Annotated in this window: 21 protein-coding genes; 6 read left to right on the plus strand and 15 right to left on the minus strand. The window is 44.0% G+C overall.

What is annotated here, in order from left to right; genetic code table 11:
* Window positions 1-45: 45 nt before the first annotated feature.
* Window positions 46-1,329: a kynureninase gene (gene kynU / locus AC6CIB_RS10150; protein WP_498280217.1), complete on the plus strand. Its 1,284-nt coding sequence runs from the start codon at window positions 46-48 to the stop codon at window positions 1,327-1,329.
* Between the two features lie 30 nt (window positions 1,330-1,359).
* Window positions 1,360-1,983, plus strand: a complete 624-nt coding sequence (kynB, locus tag AC6CIB_RS10155) for an arylformamidase (protein ID WP_498280219.1) — start codon at window positions 1,360-1,362, stop codon at window positions 1,981-1,983.
* A gap of 175 nt (window positions 1,984-2,158) precedes the next feature.
* On the opposite strand, the gene AC6CIB_RS10160 is transcribed toward kynB, so the two are convergent.
* Window positions 2,159-2,251, minus strand: a complete 93-nt coding sequence (locus AC6CIB_RS10160; protein ID WP_220154057.1) for a putative holin-like toxin — start codon at window positions 2,249-2,251, stop codon at window positions 2,159-2,161.
* A 262-nt stretch (window positions 2,252-2,513) separates the two neighbouring features.
* Here AC6CIB_RS10160 and AC6CIB_RS10165 point away from each other — a divergent pair, with 262 nt between their 5' ends.
* Window positions 2,514-2,654 carry a hypothetical protein gene (locus AC6CIB_RS10165; RefSeq protein WP_187443189.1) on the plus strand — a complete coding sequence of 47 codons (141 nt, stop codon included), beginning with the start codon at window positions 2,514-2,516 and terminating at the stop codon, window positions 2,652-2,654.
* A 227-nt stretch (window positions 2,655-2,881) separates the two neighbouring features.
* Here the strand turns inward: AC6CIB_RS10165 and AC6CIB_RS10170 are convergent, their stop codons facing one another.
* Window positions 2,882-5,134: a UvrD-helicase domain-containing protein gene (locus tag AC6CIB_RS10170; RefSeq protein WP_498280221.1), complete on the minus strand. Its 2,253-nt coding sequence runs from the start codon at window positions 5,132-5,134 to the stop codon at window positions 2,882-2,884.
* 258 nt (window positions 5,135-5,392) lie between these two features.
* Here AC6CIB_RS10170 and AC6CIB_RS10175 point away from each other — a divergent pair, with 258 nt between their 5' ends.
* Complete coding sequence (locus AC6CIB_RS10175) at window positions 5,393-5,626, plus strand: protein YuzH (RefSeq protein ID WP_498280223.1); 234 nt, start codon at window positions 5,393-5,395, stop codon at window positions 5,624-5,626.
* A 999-nt stretch (window positions 5,627-6,625) separates the two neighbouring features.
* Here the strand turns inward: AC6CIB_RS10175 and AC6CIB_RS10180 are convergent.
* Window positions 6,626-7,171 carry a GNAT family N-acetyltransferase gene (locus AC6CIB_RS10180; protein WP_498280225.1) on the minus strand — a complete coding sequence of 182 codons (546 nt, stop codon included), beginning with the start codon at window positions 7,169-7,171 and terminating at the stop codon, window positions 6,626-6,628.
* A 176-nt stretch (window positions 7,172-7,347) separates the two neighbouring features.
* Here AC6CIB_RS10180 and AC6CIB_RS10185 point away from each other — a divergent pair, with 176 nt between their 5' ends.
* Window positions 7,348-8,964, plus strand: a complete 1,617-nt coding sequence (locus tag AC6CIB_RS10185) for an amidohydrolase (protein WP_498280227.1) — start codon at window positions 7,348-7,350, stop codon at window positions 8,962-8,964.
* Window positions 8,965-9,281: 317 nt separating this feature from the next.
* On the opposite strand, the gene AC6CIB_RS10190 is transcribed toward AC6CIB_RS10185, so the two are convergent.
* From AC6CIB_RS10190 to AC6CIB_RS10200, 3 genes are read right to left on the minus strand one after another with little or no spacing between them, the layout of a single operon-like run.
* A complete protein-coding gene (locus tag AC6CIB_RS10190) occupies window positions 9,282-10,415 on the minus strand; it encodes a DEAD/DEAH box helicase (RefSeq protein ID WP_498280229.1) in 1,134 nt (377 codons plus the stop codon).
* Between the two features lie 15 nt (window positions 10,416-10,430).
* On the minus strand, window positions 10,431-11,777 hold the full coding sequence (locus AC6CIB_RS10195; RefSeq protein WP_498280231.1) for an ATP-binding protein: 1,347 nt from the start codon (window positions 11,775-11,777) through the stop codon (window positions 10,431-10,433).
* A gap of 60 nt (window positions 11,778-11,837) precedes the next feature.
* Complete coding sequence (locus AC6CIB_RS10200; RefSeq protein WP_498280233.1) at window positions 11,838-13,004, minus strand: cation:proton antiporter; 1,167 nt, start codon at window positions 13,002-13,004, stop codon at window positions 11,838-11,840.
* A 175-nt stretch (window positions 13,005-13,179) separates the two neighbouring features.
* On the opposite strand from AC6CIB_RS10200, the gene AC6CIB_RS10205 reads away from it, so the two are divergent.
* Window positions 13,180-13,485, plus strand: a complete 306-nt coding sequence (locus tag AC6CIB_RS10205) for an AbrB/MazE/SpoVT family DNA-binding domain-containing protein (protein ID WP_498280235.1) — start codon at window positions 13,180-13,182, stop codon at window positions 13,483-13,485.
* A gap of 53 nt (window positions 13,486-13,538) precedes the next feature.
* Here the strand turns inward: AC6CIB_RS10205 and thrB are convergent, their stop codons facing one another.
* The 9 genes from thrB to ilvC form a co-directional block, all read right to left on the minus strand.
* Window positions 13,539-14,474: a homoserine kinase gene (thrB, locus tag AC6CIB_RS10210; protein ID WP_498280237.1), complete on the minus strand. Its 936-nt coding sequence runs from the start codon at window positions 14,472-14,474 to the stop codon at window positions 13,539-13,541.
* Window positions 14,471-15,532: a threonine synthase gene (gene thrC / locus AC6CIB_RS10215; protein WP_498280239.1), complete on the minus strand. Its 1,062-nt coding sequence runs from the start codon at window positions 15,530-15,532 to the stop codon at window positions 14,471-14,473. The genes thrB and thrC overlap by 4 nt, the downstream gene beginning before the upstream one ends.
* Window positions 15,529-16,827, minus strand: a complete 1,299-nt coding sequence (locus tag AC6CIB_RS10220; RefSeq protein WP_498280241.1) for a homoserine dehydrogenase — start codon at window positions 16,825-16,827, stop codon at window positions 15,529-15,531. Before AC6CIB_RS10220 ends, thrC begins: the two co-directional genes overlap by 4 nt.
* 463 nt (window positions 16,828-17,290) lie before the next feature.
* Entirely contained in the window at window positions 17,291-18,274 is a 984-nt protein-coding gene (gene ilvA, locus AC6CIB_RS10225) for a threonine ammonia-lyase (protein WP_498280243.1), read from the minus strand.
* On the minus strand, window positions 18,274-18,879 hold the full coding sequence (gene leuD, locus AC6CIB_RS10230; protein ID WP_498280245.1) for a 3-isopropylmalate dehydratase small subunit: 606 nt from the start codon (window positions 18,877-18,879) through the stop codon (window positions 18,274-18,276). The genes ilvA and leuD overlap by 1 nt, the downstream gene beginning before the upstream one ends.
* 11 nt (window positions 18,880-18,890) lie before the next feature.
* Window positions 18,891-20,306 carry a 3-isopropylmalate dehydratase large subunit gene (leuC, locus tag AC6CIB_RS10235; protein WP_498280247.1) on the minus strand — a complete coding sequence of 472 codons (1,416 nt, stop codon included), beginning with the start codon at window positions 20,304-20,306 and terminating at the stop codon, window positions 18,891-18,893.
* Window positions 20,307-20,583: 277 nt separating this feature from the next.
* Entirely contained in the window at window positions 20,584-21,696 is a 1,113-nt protein-coding gene (gene leuB / locus AC6CIB_RS10240) for a 3-isopropylmalate dehydrogenase (protein WP_498280249.1), read from the minus strand.
* 63 nt (window positions 21,697-21,759) lie between these two features.
* Window positions 21,760-23,313 carry a 2-isopropylmalate synthase gene (locus AC6CIB_RS10245; protein ID WP_498280251.1) on the minus strand — a complete coding sequence of 518 codons (1,554 nt, stop codon included), beginning with the start codon at window positions 23,311-23,313 and terminating at the stop codon, window positions 21,760-21,762.
* Window positions 23,300-24,382 (minus strand): ketol-acid reductoisomerase, encoded by a 1,083-nt coding sequence (gene ilvC / locus AC6CIB_RS10250; protein ID WP_498280253.1) that lies wholly within the window; start codon window positions 24,380-24,382, stop codon window positions 23,300-23,302. The genes AC6CIB_RS10245 and ilvC overlap by 14 nt, the downstream gene beginning before the upstream one ends.
* Window positions 24,383-24,386 lie beyond the last annotated feature (4 nt).

Consider the following 24,386-nt stretch of genomic DNA (forward strand, 5'->3'; position numbering starts at 1 on the left):
CATTTCGATTATCATTTTGGTAAGACTGTTTAAGGTGGGATAAGGATGAAACATGGAGAGAAGTTGACGTTGGAACACGCCCAGGAACTGGACAGGCAGGACTCATTGGCCCATTTCCGGAATGAATTTTACTTAAAGAAAAGTCACTATTATATGGATGGGAACTCCTTAGGCTTATTATCTAAACGGGCAGAGAAGTCGTTACTTACGTCATTGGAAGATTGGAAGGAACATGGGATCGATGGCTGGATGGATGGGCAGGAGCCCTGGTTCTATTATTCTGAGAAGCTTGGTGAAATGACGGCCCCTTTAGTTGGAGCAGAAAAGGAAGAAGTGATTGTGACGGGTTCCATTACGACGAACCTTCATCAGTTACTCGCCACATTCTACCAACCTGAGGGAAAACGCACCAAAATCTTAGCAGATGAATTGACTTTCCCGTCGGATATTTACGCGATCCAAAGTCAGCTGGAGTTAAAAGGCTACACCCCTGATGAACATCTGATTCAGGTAATAAGCAGAGACGGATACACATTAAGAGAAGAGGACATCATCGGGAAGATGACGAATGATATTGCTATGATTCTATTACCCTCCGTTCTCTATCGAAGCGGACAGCTCCTGGATATTAAGCGCTTGACGAACGAAGCCCATAAACGTGGCATTGTGATTGGATTCGATTTGGCCCATTCGATTGGAGCTCTTCCTCATCAATTACATGATGACGGAGTAGACTTTGCTGTATGGTGCAATTACAAATATTTAAATAGCGGCCCGGGTGGTGTAGGTGGATTATTTGTTCATAACAGACATAAAGGGAAAAAACCTGGTCTTTCCGGATGGTTCAGCTCCCGCAAGGATAAGCAGTTTGATATGGATCATACGTTGACCCATGCAGAGTCTGCAGGTGCCTTCCAAATTGGGACCCCGCATATATTAAGCAGTGCTCCTTTACTTGGCTCGCTGGAGTTATTTGAAGAAGCCGGCATTGAGAATCTGAGAAGAAAATCCCTTTCTCTTACACGATTTATGATGGATCTATTTCAACAAGAACTTTCACAGTATGGGTTTACAATCTGTAACCCACTTGAAGATGATCAGAGAGGTGGGCACATTAGTTTAAAGCATGAAGAGGCGGCAAGAATTTGTAAATCCTTAAAGGTGAACAAAGTCACACCTGACTTCCGTTCACCAAATGTGATTCGACTGGCTCCCGTGGCTCTCTATTCTTCATATGAAGATGTGTGGGAGACTATCCAAATTTTGAAAACCATCATGGACAAGGAAGAATATAAAAAGTTTGAAAATACGCGGAATGTTGTAGCGTAACTTCTTTTTGATTAGAAAGGATGAAACCGTTTGAAGATCATTGATATTTCCCGCCCGTTGCACAATGATACTCCTGTTTGGCCAGGGGACACTCCCTTTTCTTTCTCATTGAATTGGACGAAGGAGGAAACGGGATCCGTGAATGTAGGTCAGCTTACCATGAGTTCTCATACTGGAACACACGTCGATGCCCCCTTCCACTTTGATAAAGATGGAAAGAGAATATTGGACCTGCCATTAGAGAGGTTTATGGGACCGGCCATCGTTGTATCGATGGAAAATGCTTCAGAAATAAGAAGTGAACTAATGGAGGAGGTCGACTTTTCAGGCGTTAAGAAGGTACTTTTCAAGACTCATGCCTGGAAGAATCCTGAGCAGTTTCCCGAACGCATTCCACCCATTGCGAAAGAACTCGCACCTTTTTTGAAGGAAAAAGGCGTGGACCTGATTGGAGTGGATCTTCCTTCAGTGGATCCATTGGATAGTAAGGAGCTGACTGCTCACCATTTATTACGGCAACATGACATCGGAATATTGGAAGGGATTGTCCTTGACCACGTAGAGCCTGGACGATATGAATTGGTGGCCCTTCCCCTCCCTCTTAAAGAAGGAGATGGATCTCCCGTCCGAGCCATTTTAATGGATCGAACATGATAAGATTCCTTTACAGGTTTTCCCTTCATTTTGTATAATATAATAGAAAAGTTCATTCATTAAATACAGAGTCCTGGCTGCCACCAGAACTCTGACAGTATACATTGCCGTGAGCAATTTTATCCTTTAATAAGATAGAAGTAACCTTTCCTTTGCAGTTGTCATAGTGGGTGGGTTACTTCTTTTTTTGTTGCGTGACTGCGATTATTGCTACTGTTAAGGTACCAAAGGCAATCATCAATTGCAGTACGTCTGCCGTTTCGATCATTCCCGCTCATCACCTCCCATCTTAAGGGAGCTGCCTCTTGCCCACCCAGCTATGTACACCGTACACTTATTTTAACATAAAAAACGAACGTACGTTCTATAATTGTGAGCATATTTAGAAAATAGTTCCTTTTTACTGAATTTCCCCGCCTATAAATTGTTTTCAATCGCATATATTCCCTCCTCCTATTCATAGACTAACGATATAGATGTTTAAAATGGTGAAAATGGGACCATAGCTAATTTAAAAAGGAGGCGGCACAATGGGAATCACAATCACTTTGGGTTTAATCGTGATGCTGGGAATGATTTTGGGTATTCTTATTTATTTCTTAAGACAAGCTTTGGATTCAAATGATTCGAAAAAAATTGACTCTCATGATCATGATCATTTTTCACAATGATGGTTTGTATTAAAGACCGCTGCGAAAATTGTCGTTTATTGCAGAACGGTCGATATCTTGAAAATACGGTTGATAAAATGAAAGAACGGTTGATAAATCTTAATAAAGGTTGATATCTTTCTATAAAGGTCGATAAATCCGTATAACGGTTGATATCTTTAAGAAGGCGGTCGATCATCAAGGCAAAAAGCCCGGGCATCCTCTCTTCCAGGACGTTCGGGCTCTTTTTATTCAGTGATTTCCTTTTCACCCAGTTTCATTGAACTTGAGCATAGGGGACAAACCTTGGATTCCGTATCCTCATGGGTTTCCGGTCTCTGCCAGGCAATGCACTTGGTATTTGTGCAAACCCAGGCCAAGATCTTACTCACCTTCCCACTCCTCGCCTTTTTATTTATTTTCGGCTGATCCGTGTGGGGAGTATTCGTAAATAAGTCTGCAATAAAACGGGAGCATTTCCGCTGTTCACCTTGATAATAGGCAGGAGAAGAAATAAACAATTTCTCTTTTGCCCTCGTGATGGCTACATACGCGAGCCGTCTTTCTTCCTCTACTGCACCCAAAGTCTTTTCTTTTTGTTTCGGATCTTTGTATACCTTATCTTCAAGCTTATTGGCATTCAGTGCTGAGCTGTGGGGAAGGTTTCCTTCAATGGCGCCAATTAAAAACACGACGGGGAACTCCAACCCTTTGGAACGGTGAATCGTCATTAACGATACGCTGTTTGTGTTCTTCTTTTGACTCTGATTTGAATAGATTTCCTCATACTTTGCTTTCATCTCATCAATAAAGGTAATAAAACTCGAAATCGTATCAAAGCGCTTCGCCGATCCTTCAAGCTCGTCCAGCATTTCTTTAATAAGTTCCTTCTGTTCTGTTACCACATGTGATTCCTGGGCATCAATATATTGATGATAGAACTCTTTCCTGATCCGTTTGATAGCAGCTTCCGGTGACTGGTCTCCGATCGACTTTAGAAATTTCATCCGTTCTTTTATATTCTTCACCTGAAACTTCTTCAATCCTGATAATGTCGTTAAATGGATGAGAGGATATTTCTTTCTCTCTTTACGATCTTCCTCCAGAATATGAGCCATCCCCCGGTCCCTTCTTATAAAAAGAGTCGGCAGTAGTGATTCCATGGCTGAAAAATTCCTTGGAACAATCGATAACCGCAAGTAATCCACCACCGGTTTCACCGTCCAGTTTTCATAGAAGAGGGAATCCTTTTGATTATAAGGCGTGAAAGGAATCTCCTTTAATAGCAGTTGCTCAAAGACTGCCCGCCCGCTGCTCATGGTGCGGTGAAGAATCGTCATATCCCCGTACGTATAGCCTTCTCCTATTAACCGACGGATTTCTTCTGTGATCCAAACCGCCTCTTCATCTGCTGTTGCCGGTCTTGAATAAAGCGGCTTTTGTCCTTCCACCTTAGTGGCGATGAGTTCTTTAACACGACGGTGTTCATTCTGTCCGATCACTTTATTGCCCAACCCGATGATATAGGCATCAGATCGGTAGTTCTCTTTCAAAGTTACAACCCTTGCATCCGGGAACTCTTCATCAAAACCCAAAATAAATTCGTTTCTGGCGCCGTTAAAGGTGTAGATCGTTTGGTCATCATCCCCTACTACGAACAAGTTTCGATGAGCGGCAATCAACTTCATAAGCTCATATTGTACAAGATTCGTATCCTGGAATTCATCTACCATCACGTACTGGAAACGATGCTGAAGAGAGGTCAAGAGGTTAGGGTTCCCCAATAATAATTGATATGCCTCTGTCAAAATATCATCGAAATCCATTTTATGATTCATTCGCTTCCACTCTTCATATTTTAAGAGAATATCACGCACTTCTTTTTCTGATTTGGATTTCTGTGGAAGATCCCTGATATCTTTTTGGTTCAACTTATAATGAGAGAGTTTTGCGAGGAGCGTCTCCGCATCATAAGGGTCATATATCTTCATTTCTCTCTGAATTTGCTTCAAGATAATTTGTTTATAGCGCTCGTTCCCGATAACTTCTTGTGTGTAATGACGGGATCTTAATAAATAAAGAAACAGGGCATGAAACGTGCTGGCATGAACCTGTCCGCCAGCTTCCGTCCCCGGCAGACTTGAAATCCTCTGCTTCATTTCTTCCGCCGCTTTCTTTGTAAATGTCACCAGTAAAATATTCCTCGGCTCAATATTCTTCACGGTCATCAAGTAGCCTGCCCGGCAAACGAGGACCGTCGTCTTTCCAGTACCTGCACCAGCCAGGGTTAAGCACGGTCCCTTCACATGGCGCACAGCCTCTATCTGAGAAGCATTCAAATGAATGCCTGCTTCCTCCATCGTCCGAAAGAAAAAAGAATCCTCTTCATGGGAGGATATCAGTTGTTTCGTCGTTTCCCCTTTATGGAGTGGCGCTACCGGGATTTCCTTCTTTTCCGCTTCATATGGATAAATAGAATAGTTGGTTAATACTTTATTCAAAGCTCATTCTCCTAGCTTTTCTTTACGATTCATAACCTTCTCATCATAACAAGAGCCCTTTGTGAATAGCAATGACAATCTCAGGATGATAGGGATAGACTACTAGATATATAAATACTGTTAAACGATTGTTTAATCCCTTGAACCCTAGTAGAATAAATGTTTTGAAAGACTAATCAAACGTTTGTTTAAATCGGATATGCCCCCTGAGGATTAACATATTGATAGAAAAGGTAATAGAACATTAGGTGATAAATGATGAATCTAACAAAATGGGGCTTTACCCGCTTCAACAGCATAAAAGCAGAATTTGATCTTTTCCCCCACTCCCTTGTCATCCTCAGGAAGATCAGAAACTATTACTTCGTCAATAAAGTTCACTGGTCCCACCTTGATCCTGTGGTGGAAACACACCATCTTGAGGAAATGGAACTCCTCGTGAACCGGGAGTTTGACTTGGAAATGAATTATCTTAATAGAAGATTATATTAATGGCTCTAATTTTACTAATTTCATAAACTTTGTTGCTAAATAGCGAGTAGTAGTTGATTTCCGCTCCAGGCAATCGCTTTCCGCGGGGCGGGCGGTGAGCCTCCTTGGCGCCTTGCGCCAGTGGGGTCTCACCAGTCTCGCTATTCCTGCAGGAGTCGAGTGCCTTCCGCTCCAATCAACTTAGTGTAAAAATTACTAATAAGCTTTAACTTAACCTTGCTTTAAATGTCATTTCCTAATACTTTACATTCTTGTAGCTCTGTTCACCTTTAGCTCTTGAAGATTGTAAGGGAATTTGCGAGACTCCTGCGGAAAAACGGGCTGGGAAAGACCCCGCAGCGAAGTGAGGAGGCTTGCCCGCTCGTCAGCCGAAAGGAAGCGAATTCCCTTACAATCAAGCACCTTAACTAATTAAACAGAGCAACAGCACTTTCCTTTTAATCAAATAATAAGAAAGATTGAGATAAAGTGAGATAACCGACTATTTTATCGTAAAAAATAGCCCAAACCGCATTATATTGATTATTCTGAACATTTGCATTAATTTTATAATTTGTTAATATATAATTAATAAATGATTAACAAACACACAAACTTTAAAGGAAGGCGTGATTCCAATGAAGTAAGCTAGCAAAGCATGTCAGCATCACATCTCGCTTTTGAGATCGGCCCGTGAAAACTGATTTCAAGATGTGTGGATATGCGGGAATGCGCAATCTTATTTCAGGAGATGATTCCAATGAAGAGTGTAAGCGAAGCATGCTAACATCATGGTACGCAAGAAGATAGCCCGTGAAAACTATCTTCGTAACATGTGGGCGTGTGGGAAAATCAGCGGCAAGAGAAAATAAACTAAATAATACATGCAATACCATTAATTCAAAAGAATGTTAAGTATGTGTATTAGTAAGAAAGGATAGTAAAGTTAATTGAATAAGGTTTACTTAAGTTAAGGCGCTGTTTATGTGATATAGGCATAAGCAGCGTCTTAAATTTTGTTTAAAACTCTTCTTTTAACAGGGAACAAACAGCTGCATCACAAAAGATACCCTTTTCATATGCCGCTTTTCTCAATACTCCTTCGAACATAAACCCTGCTTTTTCAAGGCATTTCTTTGAAGCCTTGTTCTCCGGATCATAAAAAGCTTCTATTCTATTAAGGGACATTTCTTCAAACCCGTACTGCATGATCGGTCTTAACACCTCGGTCATAACTCCCTGCCTCCAATACGTTGGGTGAACCTCAAATCCCACTTCGGCTTTAAAGTGTTCTTTTTCCCACTGATGAAAACCGCAGCTTCCAATGATTTCGTCTGTCTCTTTTAAAGCAATCCCCCATCTGATCCCTTCATTCCCCTGAAATCTCCCGTTCCATCTGTTGATGATTTCAATAGCTTGTTTTTCTTCTTGAAAAGATTCTAAATCATAATATCGAGTGACTTCCTCTTTTGAAAAATAGTCAAATACTTGGGGAGCATCTCCCTCTTCCATCTTCCTTAAGCGGAATCTTTCTGTTTCAAGCACCGGGAAGGTTCTTGTCAGCATAATCATTCTCCTTTTCTTCTTGTTCTCTTTTACTATTCAACATTGTATTTTTTAATGCCTTCTTGAAAATTGAAATTCTCATAAAATCTTATACTCGTGATTAGAAACGTTGGTTTGTATTCTTTCCTTATTCTGGTTACAATCGATTTAATAAGATGAAAAGGATTGGAGAAGCGATGTTGGATCATAAAGCTCATAAAATCATTATAAGTAAAGCCATATTTACCGGAAATGCTTTAACCCCTTTTGATGGGTTCGTGGCTGTTCGGGATGACAGTATTATTGGAGTTGGTCCCCTCTCAGAGATGGTAAGCTTTATAGGACCGTCTACAGAAACATGGGATGTCGGAAACCGCCTGGTGACGGCAGGATTTCACGACTTTCATCTTCATTTGTTTTTAGGGGCAATGTTTGAGGGGTTCTGTCAGCTGACATTCGGGTATTCAGAAGATGCAACAGCGAAAATGGTTGCGCAATATGCAAAAGACCACCCGAACGATCAATGGGTACTTGGATTCGGCTGGCATCACGTACGCTGGCCTGGTCAGACTCTTCCCTCCCGTCACTCTCTGGATCAGTACATTCCACACCGTCCTGTTGTGCTTCTGAATGAAGAAGCTCATAGCGCTTGGCTGAATACAGCTGCCCTTCAGAAATTAGGGATTCACCGTGATACACCCGAGCCTCCTTTTGGAAAGATTGAAAAAGACGAGCAGGGGGAGCCGACCGGCTTTTTGTATGAGACGGCTGTTCAGTATGTAATAGAAGCTTTTTCGTTTGATGAAAAAGTGAAAAACAGGCTGATGAACGGGATGCTGGCAAAGACTTCATCCTACGGTATAACCTCTGTTTCTGATATGCTTCCTCTCCCCGGATATACCTTAGGGGATCCAGCTTTTTATAGGACCTTTGAGGAAAAAGGAACGCTGACGACGAGAATTCATTTTTTGGATGTTTTGGACGGAAACCTTGAGCGTGGTATTCAATTCAGGGAAAAGTATCAATCCGATAAGCTTCAATTTTCCGGCTTGAAGCAGTTCCTGGATGGTGTCCCCCTCACCTATACCGGCTTTTTACTTCAGCCTTACTTTGACCGTCCTTCTGAAACAGGCGGCACCATCTATGATCCTCATGTGTACCAAGAATGGATTGATGATGCTGACCGGGAAGGTTTCAGGATTCGCCTACACGCATGTGGAGACGCAGCGGTCCGGTTGGGCCTGGATTTGTATGAGCATGCCCAGAGTGTAAATGGCATGCGGGATTCCCGCCATACAATCGAGCATATTGAAGTTTGCGATCCAAGTGACTTCGATCGGTTTGAGAACTTAGGCGTCATTGCATCCATTCAGCCTGAACACCTGACATCAGGGTCCATGGATACGCATGCCTATTTAGACAGGCTGGGTCCGGGAAGGGCTCGATTCACTTGGCCGATTGGGTCCTTGCAGAATCATAGGGCCCGTATCGCGTTCGGAACGGACTTTCCGATTGTGGACCTGAATCCCATGCTTGGTCTTTACCGGGCGGTTACACGTAAACACGAAGACGGCACCCCACATGGAGGATGGAATCCTAACGAGAAAATTTCAATGGCACATGCCCTGATGCATTACACGAAATCCCCTGCTTACGGTAACTTTAGAGAACACGACTTAGGAACAATCGAAGTTGGAAAGAAAGCTGATTTAGTTGTCTTGGATCGTAATCTCTTTGAAGGGAAAACAGAAGAAATCCTGGAGACTGGTGTTTGGATGACAATGATGGATGGTAACGTCGTGTATGGGGGATAGGGTTAAAATTTTGGATGGGTAGATGGTGGTGTTATAAAGATTTTTCGACAAAAGGTTCATATATTTGAATTTTGGTTCATAAATTGGAATTTCGGTTCATATGTCATAGAAATCGGTTCATAACTCATGAATTCCGGTCCATATATTTGAATTCCTGCTTATAACAGGCTAATAATTACAACCAAGATGACCCAAACCCAATCATACACTACAGTTTGACTTAATGTTAATAAAAATCTCACATCAAGCGTACTTTTGTCATCAAAAAACAGAGGTCCGTCCCTCAAAACCTGGGGACGGACCTCTACCTATTCATCTTATTTTTGTTCCGGTGCTTGAAGTCCCCCGCCTCGAATGGTTTTTTCTTGGAATGGGAGATTGAGTTCTTTGCTAAGTTTCTCGAGGAAGCTCAGTTCGCGTTTAGATACGAGGCAGATGACGGTTCCTTCCGCCCCCATGCGCCCGGTTCTCCCTGAGCGGTGAATGTACTGTTTCGTATCGCTTGGGAAGTCGTAATGGACAACGTGTGTGACGTCTGTGATATCAAGACCACGTGCTGCGACGTCTGTTGTCAGAAGCATGGACACTTTTCCTGAACGGAAGCGGTCCAGTGATTGCTTGCGCTCCATCTTGTTTGATTCCCCTGCCAGTACTTCCAGTTCGACTCCCTTATACTTCAGTTTTTCTTCTATTTCAGAGAGCTTTTCAAGTTGATTAAAAAATACAAGGGCCTTGATTCCTTTGAAATATGAGATGCTTCTTAGAGCTTCCATTTTGTCCCGCAGCTCGCTGTATACATACACATGATCCACTTTCGGGTTATCAAGGTTCGCTTCCATTTTGACGATTTCATGGTTTTGCAATAGGGATTCTGCTACGTTCTCGGTTTCGTCTGACAAAGTGGCCGAGAAGAATAGAACCTGACGCTCTTTTAAGGTGGCTTTGATGATATCCTTCACTTCACGGATATGTTCTGATGAGATCATTAAGTCGAACTCATCGACGACGATGGTTTTCACTTCATGCATCTTCAATTTTTTCATTTTCATCAGTTCGATCAAGCGACCCGTTGTTCCCACTACAATATGTGGTTTTTTCTTAAGCTTCTCGACTTGCTTTTTAATGTTTGCTCCTCCTATGAAGGCAGCACTTGTGACGTCGGTTCCCTTCGCCCATTTCTGGATTTCCTGGTGGATTTGCATGACAAGCTCTCTTGATGGAGCAAGTATCACAGCTTGAGCCTGTTTTCTTGATGGATCAATGGCTTGGATGATTGGAAGGAGATACGCCAACGTTTTCCCTGTTCCAGTCGGCGATTCACAAACAACATCTTTCCCTTCCATGATGAGAGGTACCACACTCTCCTGAACAGGAGTTAAAGAAGTGAATCCTGATTCTTCCCAGTTTTTTTGGATTGATGGGGTATTGATAATAGTTGGAATTGAGTTCATGCTATTAGTCCTTTCTTAATCGGCAGAGGCAGCAGGAATCTCTTCGTCCACGATTGGCAAGCTGATTTCCACTGCGGTTCCTTTTTCTTTTTCACTTTGAAAGTGTATATATCCTTTATGTCGTTCAATGATCTTTTGACAGATGGCCAGTCCCAAACCCGTTCCTTTTTCTTTCGTTGAATAGAAGGGTTCTCCAAGGTGGCCGATTCTCTCCGGTTCCATACCTACTCCGTTATCCGCCACTACAACATGGGCGTCATCTCCTCGAGTGACCAATGTAATCGAAACGATTCCATCCTTGTGATCAGGTATGGATTCAACTGCATTTTTAATAATGTTAATGAACACCTGTTTGAGTTGATTTCCTTCACCCAATACATACAAAGGCTTTTCCGCCAGGTTTTTATATTGAATGGATACATTATCAAGATGAGCCTGTGCTTCCATCAGCACCAGTACTTGTTTCAGGATATCATCCAGTTTTTCATGACGAAGGTCGAACTCCTGCTGTTTACCCAGAATCAGCATCTCCCCTGAGATCAAGTCAATCCGGTCGACTTCAGAGAGCATGATATCCAAATGATCATGGTTGATTCGATTACTGATTTGCATAAGTTGGATGAATCCTTTAAGGGAAGTAAGGGGATTGCGGATTTCATGTGCAACAGCCGCAGCTAGCTGGCCAATGACAGAAAGCTTTTCGGATGCGATCACCATTTCTTCATTTTTCCGGTGAAGTGTGATATCTCTTGCAATGGCAAACATTCCCGTCACTTTTTGATTAACAATAATCGGTACAAGTGAACAGCGAAGTATTTTCCGGTTGTTATTGGCTAAATGAATGGTCGTTTCAAAGGTTGACGCCCAGCCTTTGAAGGTTTGGAAAAAGTACTCCGTTACCCTTTTCATCTCGACTTCATCCAAAAATTTACTGAATTTCACTTCTTTCAACTCTTCATGAGTTGATTCCAGCAATCCTTCAGCTTCAGAGTTCACAGATACCACATTGCCATCCAGGCTAAGCTCTAAGACTGCATCCGGATTTTGTTCAAATAGAGAATGATAATGCTGATTCCTTATCTGAAGCTGTCTCTCTTTTTTCTTCAACTTTTCATTCGAGATTATTAATTCACTGGTTCTCCGATAAACCAATAAAAAAATGATCATACCTGTTACTAGTGTAAATAACCAGCCTTTATAGCGCTGAAAATAAATATACATGCTGAGCTTTTCATGAGCGATGATCATGGAAAAATAGTCTGATAATATAATCCACAGGATGCCTAATAATACGTAGGTGACGGAAATTTTCAAGGCAATGTCTTTTGCTTGTTTCATCGTTGAGAGTTCACCTAAATTCAAAATAGTCTTTCTCCTATGGTTTCTCAGTTCTTACCAATTTATCATAAATTCTTTGAAGACTTATTTTCCTTTCAAAAAGAAAGTCGTCAAAGGGTAAATTCCTATGCTTTGTATGATGAGAGAAAGCAGGATGACTCCAAATGTCAAGGAATGGAGTAGCTGAGGTCCTTGTCCATCTATACTTAGTAATAAGGCAACAGACATAGTTCCTTTAATACCGGACCAAGTTAATATGAATACTTCCTTCCATCCGTACTTTTTTCTCCAGGTTTTTTTCATTTTGACAACACCAATAATAATAACATAGCGAACCACTAAGGAGAGAATAAATAGGAAGAAGATCCACCCGGTTAGTGAGAAAGACAAATACTGTGTCGCCTGGATCCCGATTAATAGGAATAAAAAGGTGAGAATGGTCGGTTCCATGACTGTCCAGAAACCATCTAGATCCTTTCTAAAATGATGTTCTTTAATCGTTCTTCCGTATTCATACGAAAGCATGATCCCTGAGAATACAGTAGCCAGTACGCCTGAAACACCAAGCTCTTCCCCTATGTAAAAGGTTCCATAAGCAAGAATAATGCTAAGCATGATCTGATATCTGGAATCAGTTGTGAAGTGGATGGCTTTACTCGCCAGCCAACCGAGTGACACACCAATCGCGACTCCCCCTAAGGAAACCAAAAGAAATTCCAAAAGAAAAGAAGGCACTGAAATGGATCTTTCCCCAAAGTAGACTCCTGCCACAACCGTAAAGAGCACGATGCTTGTCCCATCATTGATCATTGACTCACCTTCTACAACATCTGCTATGTCCTGGTGATTGGAAGATTCTTTTAATATAGATACAACGGAAACAGGATCCGTAGGCGTCAGGATCGTTGCGATTAATAGAGCCTCTACAAACGAAATGGAAAGCCACGGATGTAAACCGTAATAAAAGAGCAGGCTCATCAGAAGGGTCGTAATAATAATCCCCACTGTACTAAGGATAGAGATGATTCCAACATGCTTTTTTAAGGATTTTGTTGAAAATTGATATGCGGAAATAAATAATAAGGATGGTAGAAACCATTCAAAAATAATGTCTTTCGTTAAGTTGACGTCAGAAAAAGCAGGTACGTACGACAGCCCTATTCCAAACAGAAGTAAGACTACTGGAACAGGAACATTCTTTTTCTTATTATCAATGGTAAAAACACTGTAGCCAATTACAAGCAAAAACAAAATTTGGATTGGATCGATGATTCACACCTCCGTACTAGGGGTTATACCTTTTTATTCCACTGACCTCCTAACTTTAAACACCCCCCAACCTTCTTCCTATTTTTTCAAAATTGTGTTTATATTTCATGGAAGAGGAAAAAAGAGAAGCAATGATAGTGAAAGCAGGTGATGCTACATGTTGAGCACGATGTATGGTAGCAAAACATTCAGTAAAAGCGGTACGATTACCCTCCCACACAAATGGCGAGACCAGTTTGGACTAGTTCCAGGAAGACTTGCAGAACTCGTTTACCAAAACAACTGTATATACATTAAGCGAGCGGTCAAAGACTCTACTCATAACAAGCGCTACGTCTCAGAAAAAGGAACCGTCCATATCCCAAAAGAACTCCGCGAAGAAATGGGCATGTCCCATCAATCACCCTACTACCTAATCGTAAATGAAACAGATAATTGTTTTATGATTTCAACAGAAAAATAACCATACGAACCAAGCTTTCTCCTCAACCAAACAAGGTCCGTCCCTCGCCTGTTTCAAAGCGACGAGGGACGGACCTTTAGTTGTTGGGTGGTGATGCTGCTTCCGGATGGTGAGATGGATAGTTTGCGGACGTTCATGCTTGGGAAGGACTGTTCCAACTGCCGTGCGAGCCATTCACTTGCTTCCCGTTCCACAAAGCAGGCAATCGTCGGGCCGGCACCGCTTAAGGCGACACCGAATGCCCCGAAACGGCCCGCTACCCCTTCTACTGCATCGTAGTGAGGAAGCAGCTTTCTTCGGTGGGGCTGATGATACCTGTCTCGCTTCATCATTTTCCCAACTGTTTCCCAATCTCCCGTTAGAAACGCTGCCACCAGTACATTTGAAATCGCTCCGGCTTCCACGGATTCGTCAAAGGAAAGACTGGCGGGAAGTACATTTCGGGAATCCGATGTTTTCAGTTCAGCTTTAGGAATCACGCATACCACATCAATCGGCAGATCGGGAATCGATAAAAGACTCACACCCTTTTCATGCTGACAGCTGACTACAAACCCACCATATAGTGAAGCTCCCACGTTATCGGGATGACCTTCAAATCGATTCGCAAGTGCCAGTTTCTCTTCCTGGGTCAGATCCAGCTCACACAGGGCATTGGCAAGCTCAATGCCCGCCACAACCGCGGCTGCGCTGGAGCCTAACCCTCTCGTTAACGGAATGTCACTGGATACGTAGAGGTGACAAGGAGAAGGCTTCTTACCATAGTCATCTGCCACCTCTTTCACGACCTCTACTATAAAATGAGACTCATCAGTCGGAAAGACCTCCAGGGCAGAAGAAAGGGGAATCACTTGCCAATCTTCTGCTTCATGTACCTCAACGGTTAAAAATACATTTAACGCCAAGCCTAGAGAATCAAATCCAGCGCCTAAATTGGCTGTGCTTCCAGGGACAATGATCTTCCAGGAGCGGGAGTCATGTCTTTTCATACGCCAATTGTCCCTTTAATATAGTCCTTCACCATTTCACGATCGTTTGGCAATTTCACCGGTATGACCGGACTGCATTCCATGGCCGTAACCGGATCCTTTAAGCCGTTACCTGTCAGCACCGCCACTATCTTTGAACCTTTTTCGATCAAGCCTTTATCTAATGATTTCTTTATTCCTGCAATCGATGCACATGAAGCGGGCTCGGCAAAGATCCCTTCTTTACTTGCAAGCAGCTGGTAGGCCTCAAGAATTTCGTCATCGGTTACTTCATCAATATATCCGTTTGATTCCTTCAACGCGTCGATTGCTAATGTCCAGCTTGCCGGGTTCCCGATTCGGATCGCAGTGGCAATCGTTTCAGGCTGAGGAAACACCCTGTCATGGACCAGAGCTGCTGCTCCAGATGCTTCAAAGCCAAACATTCGTGGTAAAGTTGAAGCTTTGAGCTCATGATATTCTTTGAATCCTTTCCAGTATGCTGAAATATTTCCCGCATTACCGACAGGGATCGCAAGCACATCAGGGGCCTCACCCAACCCTTCGATGACTTCAAAAGCGGCTGTTTTCTGTCCTTCCAAACGATACGGATTCACTGAATTCACCAGAGTCACAGATTCGGTTTTACTCAACTCACGGACGATTTCCAGGGCTTCATCAAAATTCCCTTCGATGGAAATGATTTCGGCACCATACATGACAGCTTGAGCTAATTTCCCTTGAGCAATTTTCCCCTCGGGGATGACCACGATACATTTGATTCCTGCCCTCGCTGCATAGGCCGCTGCTGAAGCAGAGGTATTTCCAGTAGAGGCGCAAATGACCGTCGAACTCCCTGACTCTACCGCTTTGGCAACGGCGAGAACCATACCGCGATCTTTAAAGGATCCGGTAGGGTTTGCTCCCTCTACCTTTACATTCAACTCGATGCCCCATTCCCGGGACAGCGTTTTTAATTCAACCAAGGGAGTATTCCCTTCATTTAAAGTTAAAAGAGGCGTGTCATCATTTAATGGAAGATGCTCTCCATACTGCTCCAGTAACCCTTTCCATCTCATCCTTTGTCTCCCCCTTCTACACGGTATGAACTTTCGATCGAATGAACCGCTTCATAATCCTTCAGCTCCATCAAAATGTCTTCGTAATGATCAAGAGATGATTTATGAGTCACAAGGACAATTTCAGCAAACTCATCACTGTCTAACGGATTCTGCAGAATCTTCTCAAAACTGACACCGTGATTCGAGAAGATGGAAGTGAGTTTTGCTAAAACGCCTACTTCATCCTGAACGTGCAGACGCAAGAAATATTTTGAATGAATTTCATTCCGTTCTTTTAACTTTTTAGGGAACTGCGGGTTCACCGCACTCTTACCCGTGACTCCCAATCTCATATTCTTCATAATTCCTACCATATCTGATACGACGGCTGTGGCAGTTGGAAGACTTCCTGCCCCCGGACCGTAAAACATCGTTTCACCAACCGCTTCCCCGTATACGTACACTGCGTTATATTCATCATGAACGGATGCGAGTGGATGTTCATTTTGCAGCAGAGTGGGTTCCACGTTCACTTCAACACTATCTCCTTCACGGTGAGCGTAGCCGATGAGCTTCACTGTGTAGCCGAATTGCTCGGCATATTGGATGTCATCACCCGTCACTTCCGTAATCCCTTTCACTTTCACATCGGCTAAATCGACGTTCATAGAAAACCCTAATGTTGAAAGAATCGCCATCTTTCTCGCTGCATCCAAGCCGCCTACATCTGCCGTCGGATCCGCTTCTGCATATCCTAAGTCCTGGGCTTCCTTGAGAACATCATCGAAGGTCCGTCCCTCTTTCGTCATCTTCGTCAAAATAAAGTTCGTCGTTCCGTTGACGATTCCCATCATTTTCGTGATGCGATCGGAGGCAAGGCCATCTACTAAACTTCTTAAAATCGGGATACCCCCTGCAACGCTGGCTTCGTAGAATAGGTCACAGCCGTTTTCTGAGGCTGTCCTTAGTAATTCCGGCCCGTGAAGCGCCATAAGATCCTTGTTTGCCGTTACGATATGCTTCTTCTGGTGCAGTGCATGGAGGAGATGTTCCTTCGTCGCTTCGATTCCTCCCATTACCTCGACCACAATATCAATTTCAGGATCAAACAGGACGTCCTCAGGATTTAAGGTCAGTATGCTGTTTTCCATTTCCAGTCCTCTATCTTTCTCTAAATCCTGAACAAGGGCTTTCTTTACCTTCACAGGGCAGCCGATTTGATGGGACAGTTTATCCTGATGATTCTCTACAATCTTCACCACTCCGGCTCCCACCGTTCCGAGTCCTAAAAGTCCGATTGAAATTGATTCCATAAGCCGAAAACCTCCATTTGTTTATTTCATATGTACATTTGTTCTTGTATAGTGGACATTATAGTTGAAAAAATTACCTATTACAATAGGTATTTACGTATTTATTGAATGTAAGAGCTTTCATTATTCATAGATTGGGAGAATTATTTTTATACGAGCAAATTAAGACTGTGTTGCTAAAGTATCTGTCTTAAAATGTACCTTTCCTGCATAATGTGGTGCTATGTGCTAGTTGGGTTGGTTTCACTGCTTGTACATCGTCATGATCGCTGATATTGTGCCACTTTCGGTCAAACTTGTGCCACTTTTGCGATTTGTTGTGCCACTTTCCACCAAACTTGTGCCACTTTTACCGTTTGTTGTGCCAAATTGTGAACAAACTCGAACACCTAACAACTGCCCCAACGCTAGTAAAAACAGAGGACCGCTCCTAACTAACATGCAGTTAAGAGCCGTCCTTCTTTTACACAATATAGTGCAGCTGTCTGGCCATTTTGGATAGATCACGATACACAGGGATCTTACTTGGGTCGGCATTTCCTCCACTGATGACACAGCCGACTTTCTTTCCATGTACCTCGACCTTTTGGCACATGGCTGCCGCTAAGGATGCTGCTCCTGCTCCTTCAACCAGCGTTTTTTCCCGTTGAAGCATAAACATGATACTATAGGAGATTTCTTCATCCGTAACGGTGACCATATCGTCTACATACTGACGGATGATCGGAAACGTGAGCTCTCCAGGCTTCTTGACGAGGATCCCGTCCGCAATGGTGTGTACATGCTCCAGGGATCCTTTGTTTCTTCCTGTAAAAAAGTTATACGTAGCAGGGGCTCCCAGTGCCTGTACGCCGACGATTTGTACTCGGGGGTTAAAGGCTTTTACGGCCAGTGCCATCCCGGCCAACAGGCCTCCTCCGCCAACAGGTACCAGGATCATGTCTAAATCACTGAGTTGCTGAAGCATTTCCAGTGCGACTGTGCCTTGCCCAGCCATCACTTTATGATCATCAAATGCATGAACATACGTCGAGCCATTTCTGATTTTCTCTTCAAGTGCTGCCCCGTAGGCTTCCTGATAGGTGTCTCCAGTCAGAACAATTTCAGCTCCGTAATGTTTCGTTGCCGCTATTTTTGTGGAAGGTGTCCGTTTCGGCATGAAGATTTTCGACGGAACTCCGCGCAGGGATGAAGCCAGTGCCACACCTTGGGCATGATTTCCTGCAGATGCGGCAATGATGCCTCTACCCGCTTCTTCTTCAGACAATGACATGATTTTATTCATTGCGCCTCTTACTTTGAAGGAACCTGTTCGCTGCAGGTTCTCCATTTTCAAATAGATCTCTCCACCTGTGAACGTATTCAGCGTCGATGATTGCTTTAACGGTGTTCGATGCACCTGATGACTGATTCTTTCCATTGCTTCTACAACTTCAGTGTTATCCATTAAATTCCCAAGCCACTCACCTCATGATTTTTTTCGTATTCTTCAATATTTTTTCCGTAATGTAACGTCAAATCAATCTCATCCAGTCCTTTTAAAAGCATCGTCTTCCAGTAAGGGTCAATGTCAAAAGAGAAGCGAAGTCCTTCTGAATCACAAATGGTCTGATGCTCAAGGGACACTTCAATTTTATATAAATCTACATGATTCTCATTTTTCAAAAGTGCATCCACTGTTTTTTCATCCAGTTGAATGGGCAGGATCCCATTTTTCAAACAGTTGTTATAAAAAATATCAGCAAAGCTTTTGGCGATGATTACTTTAAACCCATAGTCTTGAAGGGCCCACGGTGCGTGTTCCCTTGAGGATCCACAACCGAAATTCTTTCCACCGACGAGGACCTCGGCGTTTTGATATTGAGGTGTGTCTAATATGAAATCGTCTCTTAGCGACTTCCCATCGTCTTCAAACCGCCAATGATAAAACAAGTACTGGCCGAAGCCTTTACGCTCAATCCTTTTTAAAAACTGTTTCGGTATGATTTGATCGGTGTCTACATTGTCTCTTCTGAGAGGAAACACTTTTCCTTCCACATGATTGATCGCCACCTTTTCACCTCCTAAGAAATCGGCATCTTTTCAAGCTTTCGTACATCTGTCAGTTTTCCAGTCACGGCAGCCGCTGCGGCCATGGACGGGCTCAATAAATGGGTTCTCGATCCGTTTCCTTGCCGGCCTTCAAAGTTCCGGTTGGAAGTCGATGCACAGCGTTTGCCTGGAGGCACGATATCATCATTCATAGCCAGGCACATGCTGCAGCCTGCTTCCCTCCACTGGAATCCGGCTTCTTTAAAAATGGTATCCAACCCTTCCTCTTCCGCCTCTTTCTTCACTTTAAATGAACCCGGAACAACCAAAGCGGTTACGCCCGGCTTTACAGTGTGGCCTTTTACCACCTCCGCAGCCGCCCTCAAGTCACTCAAACGAGAATTCGTACACGAGCCAATAAACACATAATCAACCTCGATATCCTCGATTCTCATTCCCGACTCGAGCCCCATATAATGGATCGCCCTTTCAACCCCTTCTCTTTCAGAAGGGTCTACGTACTGTTCCGGATGAGGGACGGACCTCGAAATCGATGCGCCCATTCCAGGATTGGTTCCCCATGTTACATGAGGTTCAATCTCCTCACCCTTCACCTCAATTTTGTGATCATAGGTTGCGTCCTTGTCACTCGTTAAGGATCTCCACTCTTCTTTACATTGTTCAAACGATTTATCTTTAGGAAGATATTCTCTTCCATTTAAATAATCGAAGGTCGTCTCGTCAGGACTGATTAATCCCGCTTTTGCTCCTGCTTCTATGCTCATATTACAGACGGTCATTCTTTCTTCCATGGATAGATTGCGGATCACTTCACCGGTGAATTCGATGACATATCCGGTTCCAAATCCTACCCCGTAGGTAGAAATGATGTTTAAGATCACGTCTTTGGCTGTGACACCGAATCCCAACTCTCCCGTCACTTCCACTTGAAGAGTTTTCGGCCTGGATTGCCAGAGGGTTTGAGTTGCTAATACATGCTCCACTTCACTCGTGCCAATCCCGAAGGCCAGTGCTCCGAAGGCTCCGTGGGTTGAGGTATGGCTGTCTCCGCAAACAATGGTTTTCCCCGGCTGTGTCAAACCGAGCTCTGGACCGATGACGTGGACAATCCCTTGATCAGGATGGTGAATATCGGCAAGAGTGACATCAAATTCTGCGCAATTTTTCTTTAACGTATCCATCTGCAGTCGAGCGATTTCATCTCTGATGATGTGACGCTCTCTCGTCGGTACATTGTGATCCATCGTGGCATAAGTTAAATCAGGTCTTCTCACCTTGCGATTCTTTATTCGAAGACCTTCAAATGCTTGGGGAGACGTAACTTCATGTACAAGGTGCAAATCAATATACAGTAAATCCGGCTTTCCCTTTTCTCTGTGTACAATGTGTTTTTCCCATATCTTTTCGATGATATTTTTCCCTGCCATGAACTCCCTCCTGGTTTGGTAAGATTTTTATTCAGTTAAGACTGTATTGATAGAATTGTTGCTAAGCGAGTAGTGGTTGATTTCCGCTCCAGGCACTCGCTTTCCGCGGGGCGGGCGGTTAGCCTCCTCGGTGCAAGCGCCTGTGGGGTCTCACCTGTCCCGCTATACTCGCAGGAGTCGAGTGCCTTCCGCTTCAATCAACTTCTTTATAATCTGTTTGCTTCCACAAAACCAATTTCAGTAACGCCTCTGCAAAATCCGACATGCACATTCTACCCTACAAGTAAGCCGCCAAGATTGAAGACAGCGCATGATCCGCTTCTAAGCGCTCTACAACCAGCTGGCTCATGGCACCCGTCCCTACAACGGTTCCGCGTCCCATCGTCCAAAGATCTCCTGTACGGTAGCCTGCATTCAATACTTCCTGGACGGCCATTTCGATCATTTCCGCTTCTTCTTTTAAACCGAAGGAGTGTCGCAGCATCATAGCAACCGATAGAATCATGGCCAGTGGATTAGCTTTTCCCTTTCCAGCGATATCAGGTGCAGATCCGTGTACCGGTTCGTAAAGCCCGAAGGAGTCCCCTCTTAAACTGGCGGAAGGGAGCATTCCGAGTGAGCCTGTGATCATGGAGGCTTCGTCACTCAGGATATCCCCGAACATATTCTCAGTTACTAAAACATCGAATTGCTTCGGCTGATACATCAGCTTCATGGCCGCTACATCGACCAGCATGTGCTCCACTTCCACATCCGGGTATTCAACGGCGACTTCATTCACGACTTCACGCCACATTCGACTTGTTTCCAGAACATTTGCCTTGTCGACGGACGTTAGTTTTTTCTTGCGCTTTTGAGCCAGCTTGAAGGCTTTATGAACGATTCGTTCGATTTCACTTTTTTCATATACAAGGGTATCAACTGCAACTTCGTCTCGCTTCCCTTGACGACCGGACGGCTGACCGAAGTACAATCCTCCTGTCAGTTCTCTGACAATCACCAAATCTACTTCTTCTACAATCTCCTGTTTTAGTGGGGATGCACCTAGTAAACTTTCAAATGCTTTCACCGGTCTCAGATTCGCGAAAAGGTTGAACTCTTTGCGGATCGCCAGGAGACCTTTTTCAGGACGAAGCTCTTTCGGAAGATGTTCCCATTTTGGTCCTCCAACGGCCCCAAGTAATACGGCATCACTATCTTTACAAAGCTTGATTGTTTCAGGAGGTAAGGGTGTACCGAAGCGATCGACGGCAGACCCGCCGATGTGACCTTTTTCGACTTCGAATTCATGACCGAACCAATCACCCACTGCGTTCAGTACTTCTAATGCCCCGTCCATAATCTCTTGACCGATACCGTCTCCTGGTAGTACAGCGATTTTTTTCTTCATTAGAATTACCTCCTGTTTTGATTGGTCTTATGGGAGAGCCTTGGTATACAAGGCTTCTCTGTCTTACAAGCTGGCTTCCACTGCTTCCTTCTCCATGGACTGTGATTTCCGTTGTGCTGATCGGTTCACTGCATTCAGATAAGCACGGGCTGATGCTTCTAATACATCCTGGGCGGTTCCTCTTCCACTTGTATTTTCTCCGTTATATTCGAGTCGGACATAGACTTCTGCAAGGGCATCCCGGCCCCCTCCGACTGAGTTGATCTTGTAATCTAATAATCTAGAAGGACTTGGCAGTATCTTTTCGATTGTATTGTAGATGGCTTCTACACTTCCTGAACCCGTTGAAGCGAGCTGGGTTACACTTCCATCCTCAAACTTCAATTCGATCGTGGCCGTCGGGATATTGTCCATGCCATATTGGACCTGCATTCTTTCTAACGTAAAGCCGACTCCATCGGCCATTTCCGTTTGCTTATTCGTCAGGATGCTGAATAGATCTTCATCGACGATTTCCTTCTTCTTATCCGCCAGATCCTTGAATGCATGAAATGCTTCATTAAGCTTCTCATCTGAAAGTTCAAATCCCAATTCAACTACCTTATTTTTAAAGGCGTGACGTCCGGAGTGTTTTCCCAGAACCAGGCGGGTTGCATTCACTCCAATCAACTCAGGGGTGATGATTTCGTACGTTGTTTTTTCCTTCAGCATTCCGTCCTGGTGAATACCTGATTCATGAGCGAAAGCATTATCACCTACAACCGCTTTGTTAGCTGGTACTCTCATCCCCGTCAGCTTACTGACAAGAGAGCTTGTTTTCTTAATTTCATCTAGTTTCAGGCGGGTGGTGGCTCCGTAAAAATCTTCCCGGATTCTAAGAGCCACTGCGATCTCTTCCAGAGCTGCATTTCCAGCCCTTTCTCCGATCCCATTGATCGTTCCTTCAATTTGATCGGCTCCGTTTTCAATGGCAGCCAGTGAATTGGCTGTCGCCATTCCCAGATCATCATGACAATGAGCCGATAGCTTTACTCCGTCAATATTCGGAACGTTTTCTCTTACGTATCGAAAGAGTTCTCCGTATTTTTGGGGAGTAATATACCCTACCGTATCGGGCAGGTTAATGACCGAAGCCCCTGCTGCAATGACTCTCTCCATGATCTTCACTAAGAAATTCAAGTCTGTTCGGCACGCATCTTCTGCCGACCACTGAACAACCGGGAAAAATTTCTTAGCATATTGAACGGCCTGAACGGCTGTATCAATGACCTGATCAGGGGACATCTTTAACTTATGGGTCATGTGAATGGGTGAGGTTGCAAGGAACACATGCAATCTTGGTTCCGCAGTACCCTTAAGAGATTCCCAAACCGCATCGATATCCCGTAGTTGGGCTCGTGCCAGCCCTGTAACAGAGCTGTTTTTGATCGTGGAACCGATTCTCTGCACGGCATCGAAGTCTCCTTTTGAAGCTGCAGGAAACCCGGCTTCAATTACGTCTACCCCCAGCCTTTCCAGCTGCTTTGCTACTTCGATCTTTTCAATCGTATTTAGATTTACACCCGCTGACTGTTCACCGTCCCGTAGGGTTGTGTCAAAAATCTCAATGGTTCGCATTCGCAACCACTTCCTTTTCTTTAGTAGAAGGTTTCTGAACAAATGGCATCATTTTACGAAGCTCTTTTCCAACGACTTCAATCGGATGCTGACTTTCACGCTGGTTGATGGCGTTAAACTCCGGACGGTTTGCCTGGTTCTCCAAGATCCATCCCTTCGCAAATTTTCCTGTTTGGATATCCGTTAATACTTCCTTCATGCGGGCTTTCGTTTCTTCGTTCACCACCCGTGGACCTGAAACGAAGTCTCCCCATTGAGCCGTGTCTGAGATTGAGAAGCGCATTCCTTCTAATCCCTGCTCATACATTAGGTCAACGATCAGCTTCAATTCGTGTAAACACTCGAAATAGGCGACCTCTTTTTGATAACCGGCTTCGACCAGCGTTTCGAATCCTGCTTTTACAAGGGATGTTACCCCTCCACACAGGACTGCTTGTTCCCCGAATAGATCGGTTTCTGTTTCTTCCTGGAAGGATGTTTCCAGGATTCCTGCGCGTCCTGCCCCTACACCTTTTGCATACGCTAGCGCCAGTTCACCGGCTTGACCTGAAGCATCTTGATAAACCCCAAATAGTGCGGGCACTCCGGCTCCTTCTTCAAATGTTCTTCTTACCAGGTGCCCCGGTCCTTTCGGTGCTACCAGGAATACATCTACATCTTCCGGGGGAACGACTTGGTGGAAATGAATATTGAATCCGTGTGCAAATGCCAGTGCTTTCCCTGTTGACAGGGCCGGCTTGATTTCTGCCTCATACACTTTCGGTTGATGCTCATCCGGCAGGAGTACCATGATGACGTCTGCCTGTTCACTTGCTTCCCGGACGGAGTAGACATCAAATCCGTCTTTTTCCGCCTGGTCCCACGACTTTCCTTTTCTCAACCCCACTACCACATCAAATCCGCTTTCCTTCAGGTTTTGAGCATGTGCGTGACCTTGTGAACCATAACCGATAACCGCTACCTTCTTCCCTTTTAAAACCTCTTCATTTACATCTCCGTTATAATATACCTTTACCATTTCCCTCATCCTCTCCATTTTTTGAATAATACGTTTTTTTAAAGCATCCATTCAA

The sequence above is a fragment of the Rossellomorea sp. GQ25 genome (assembly GCF_059758515.1).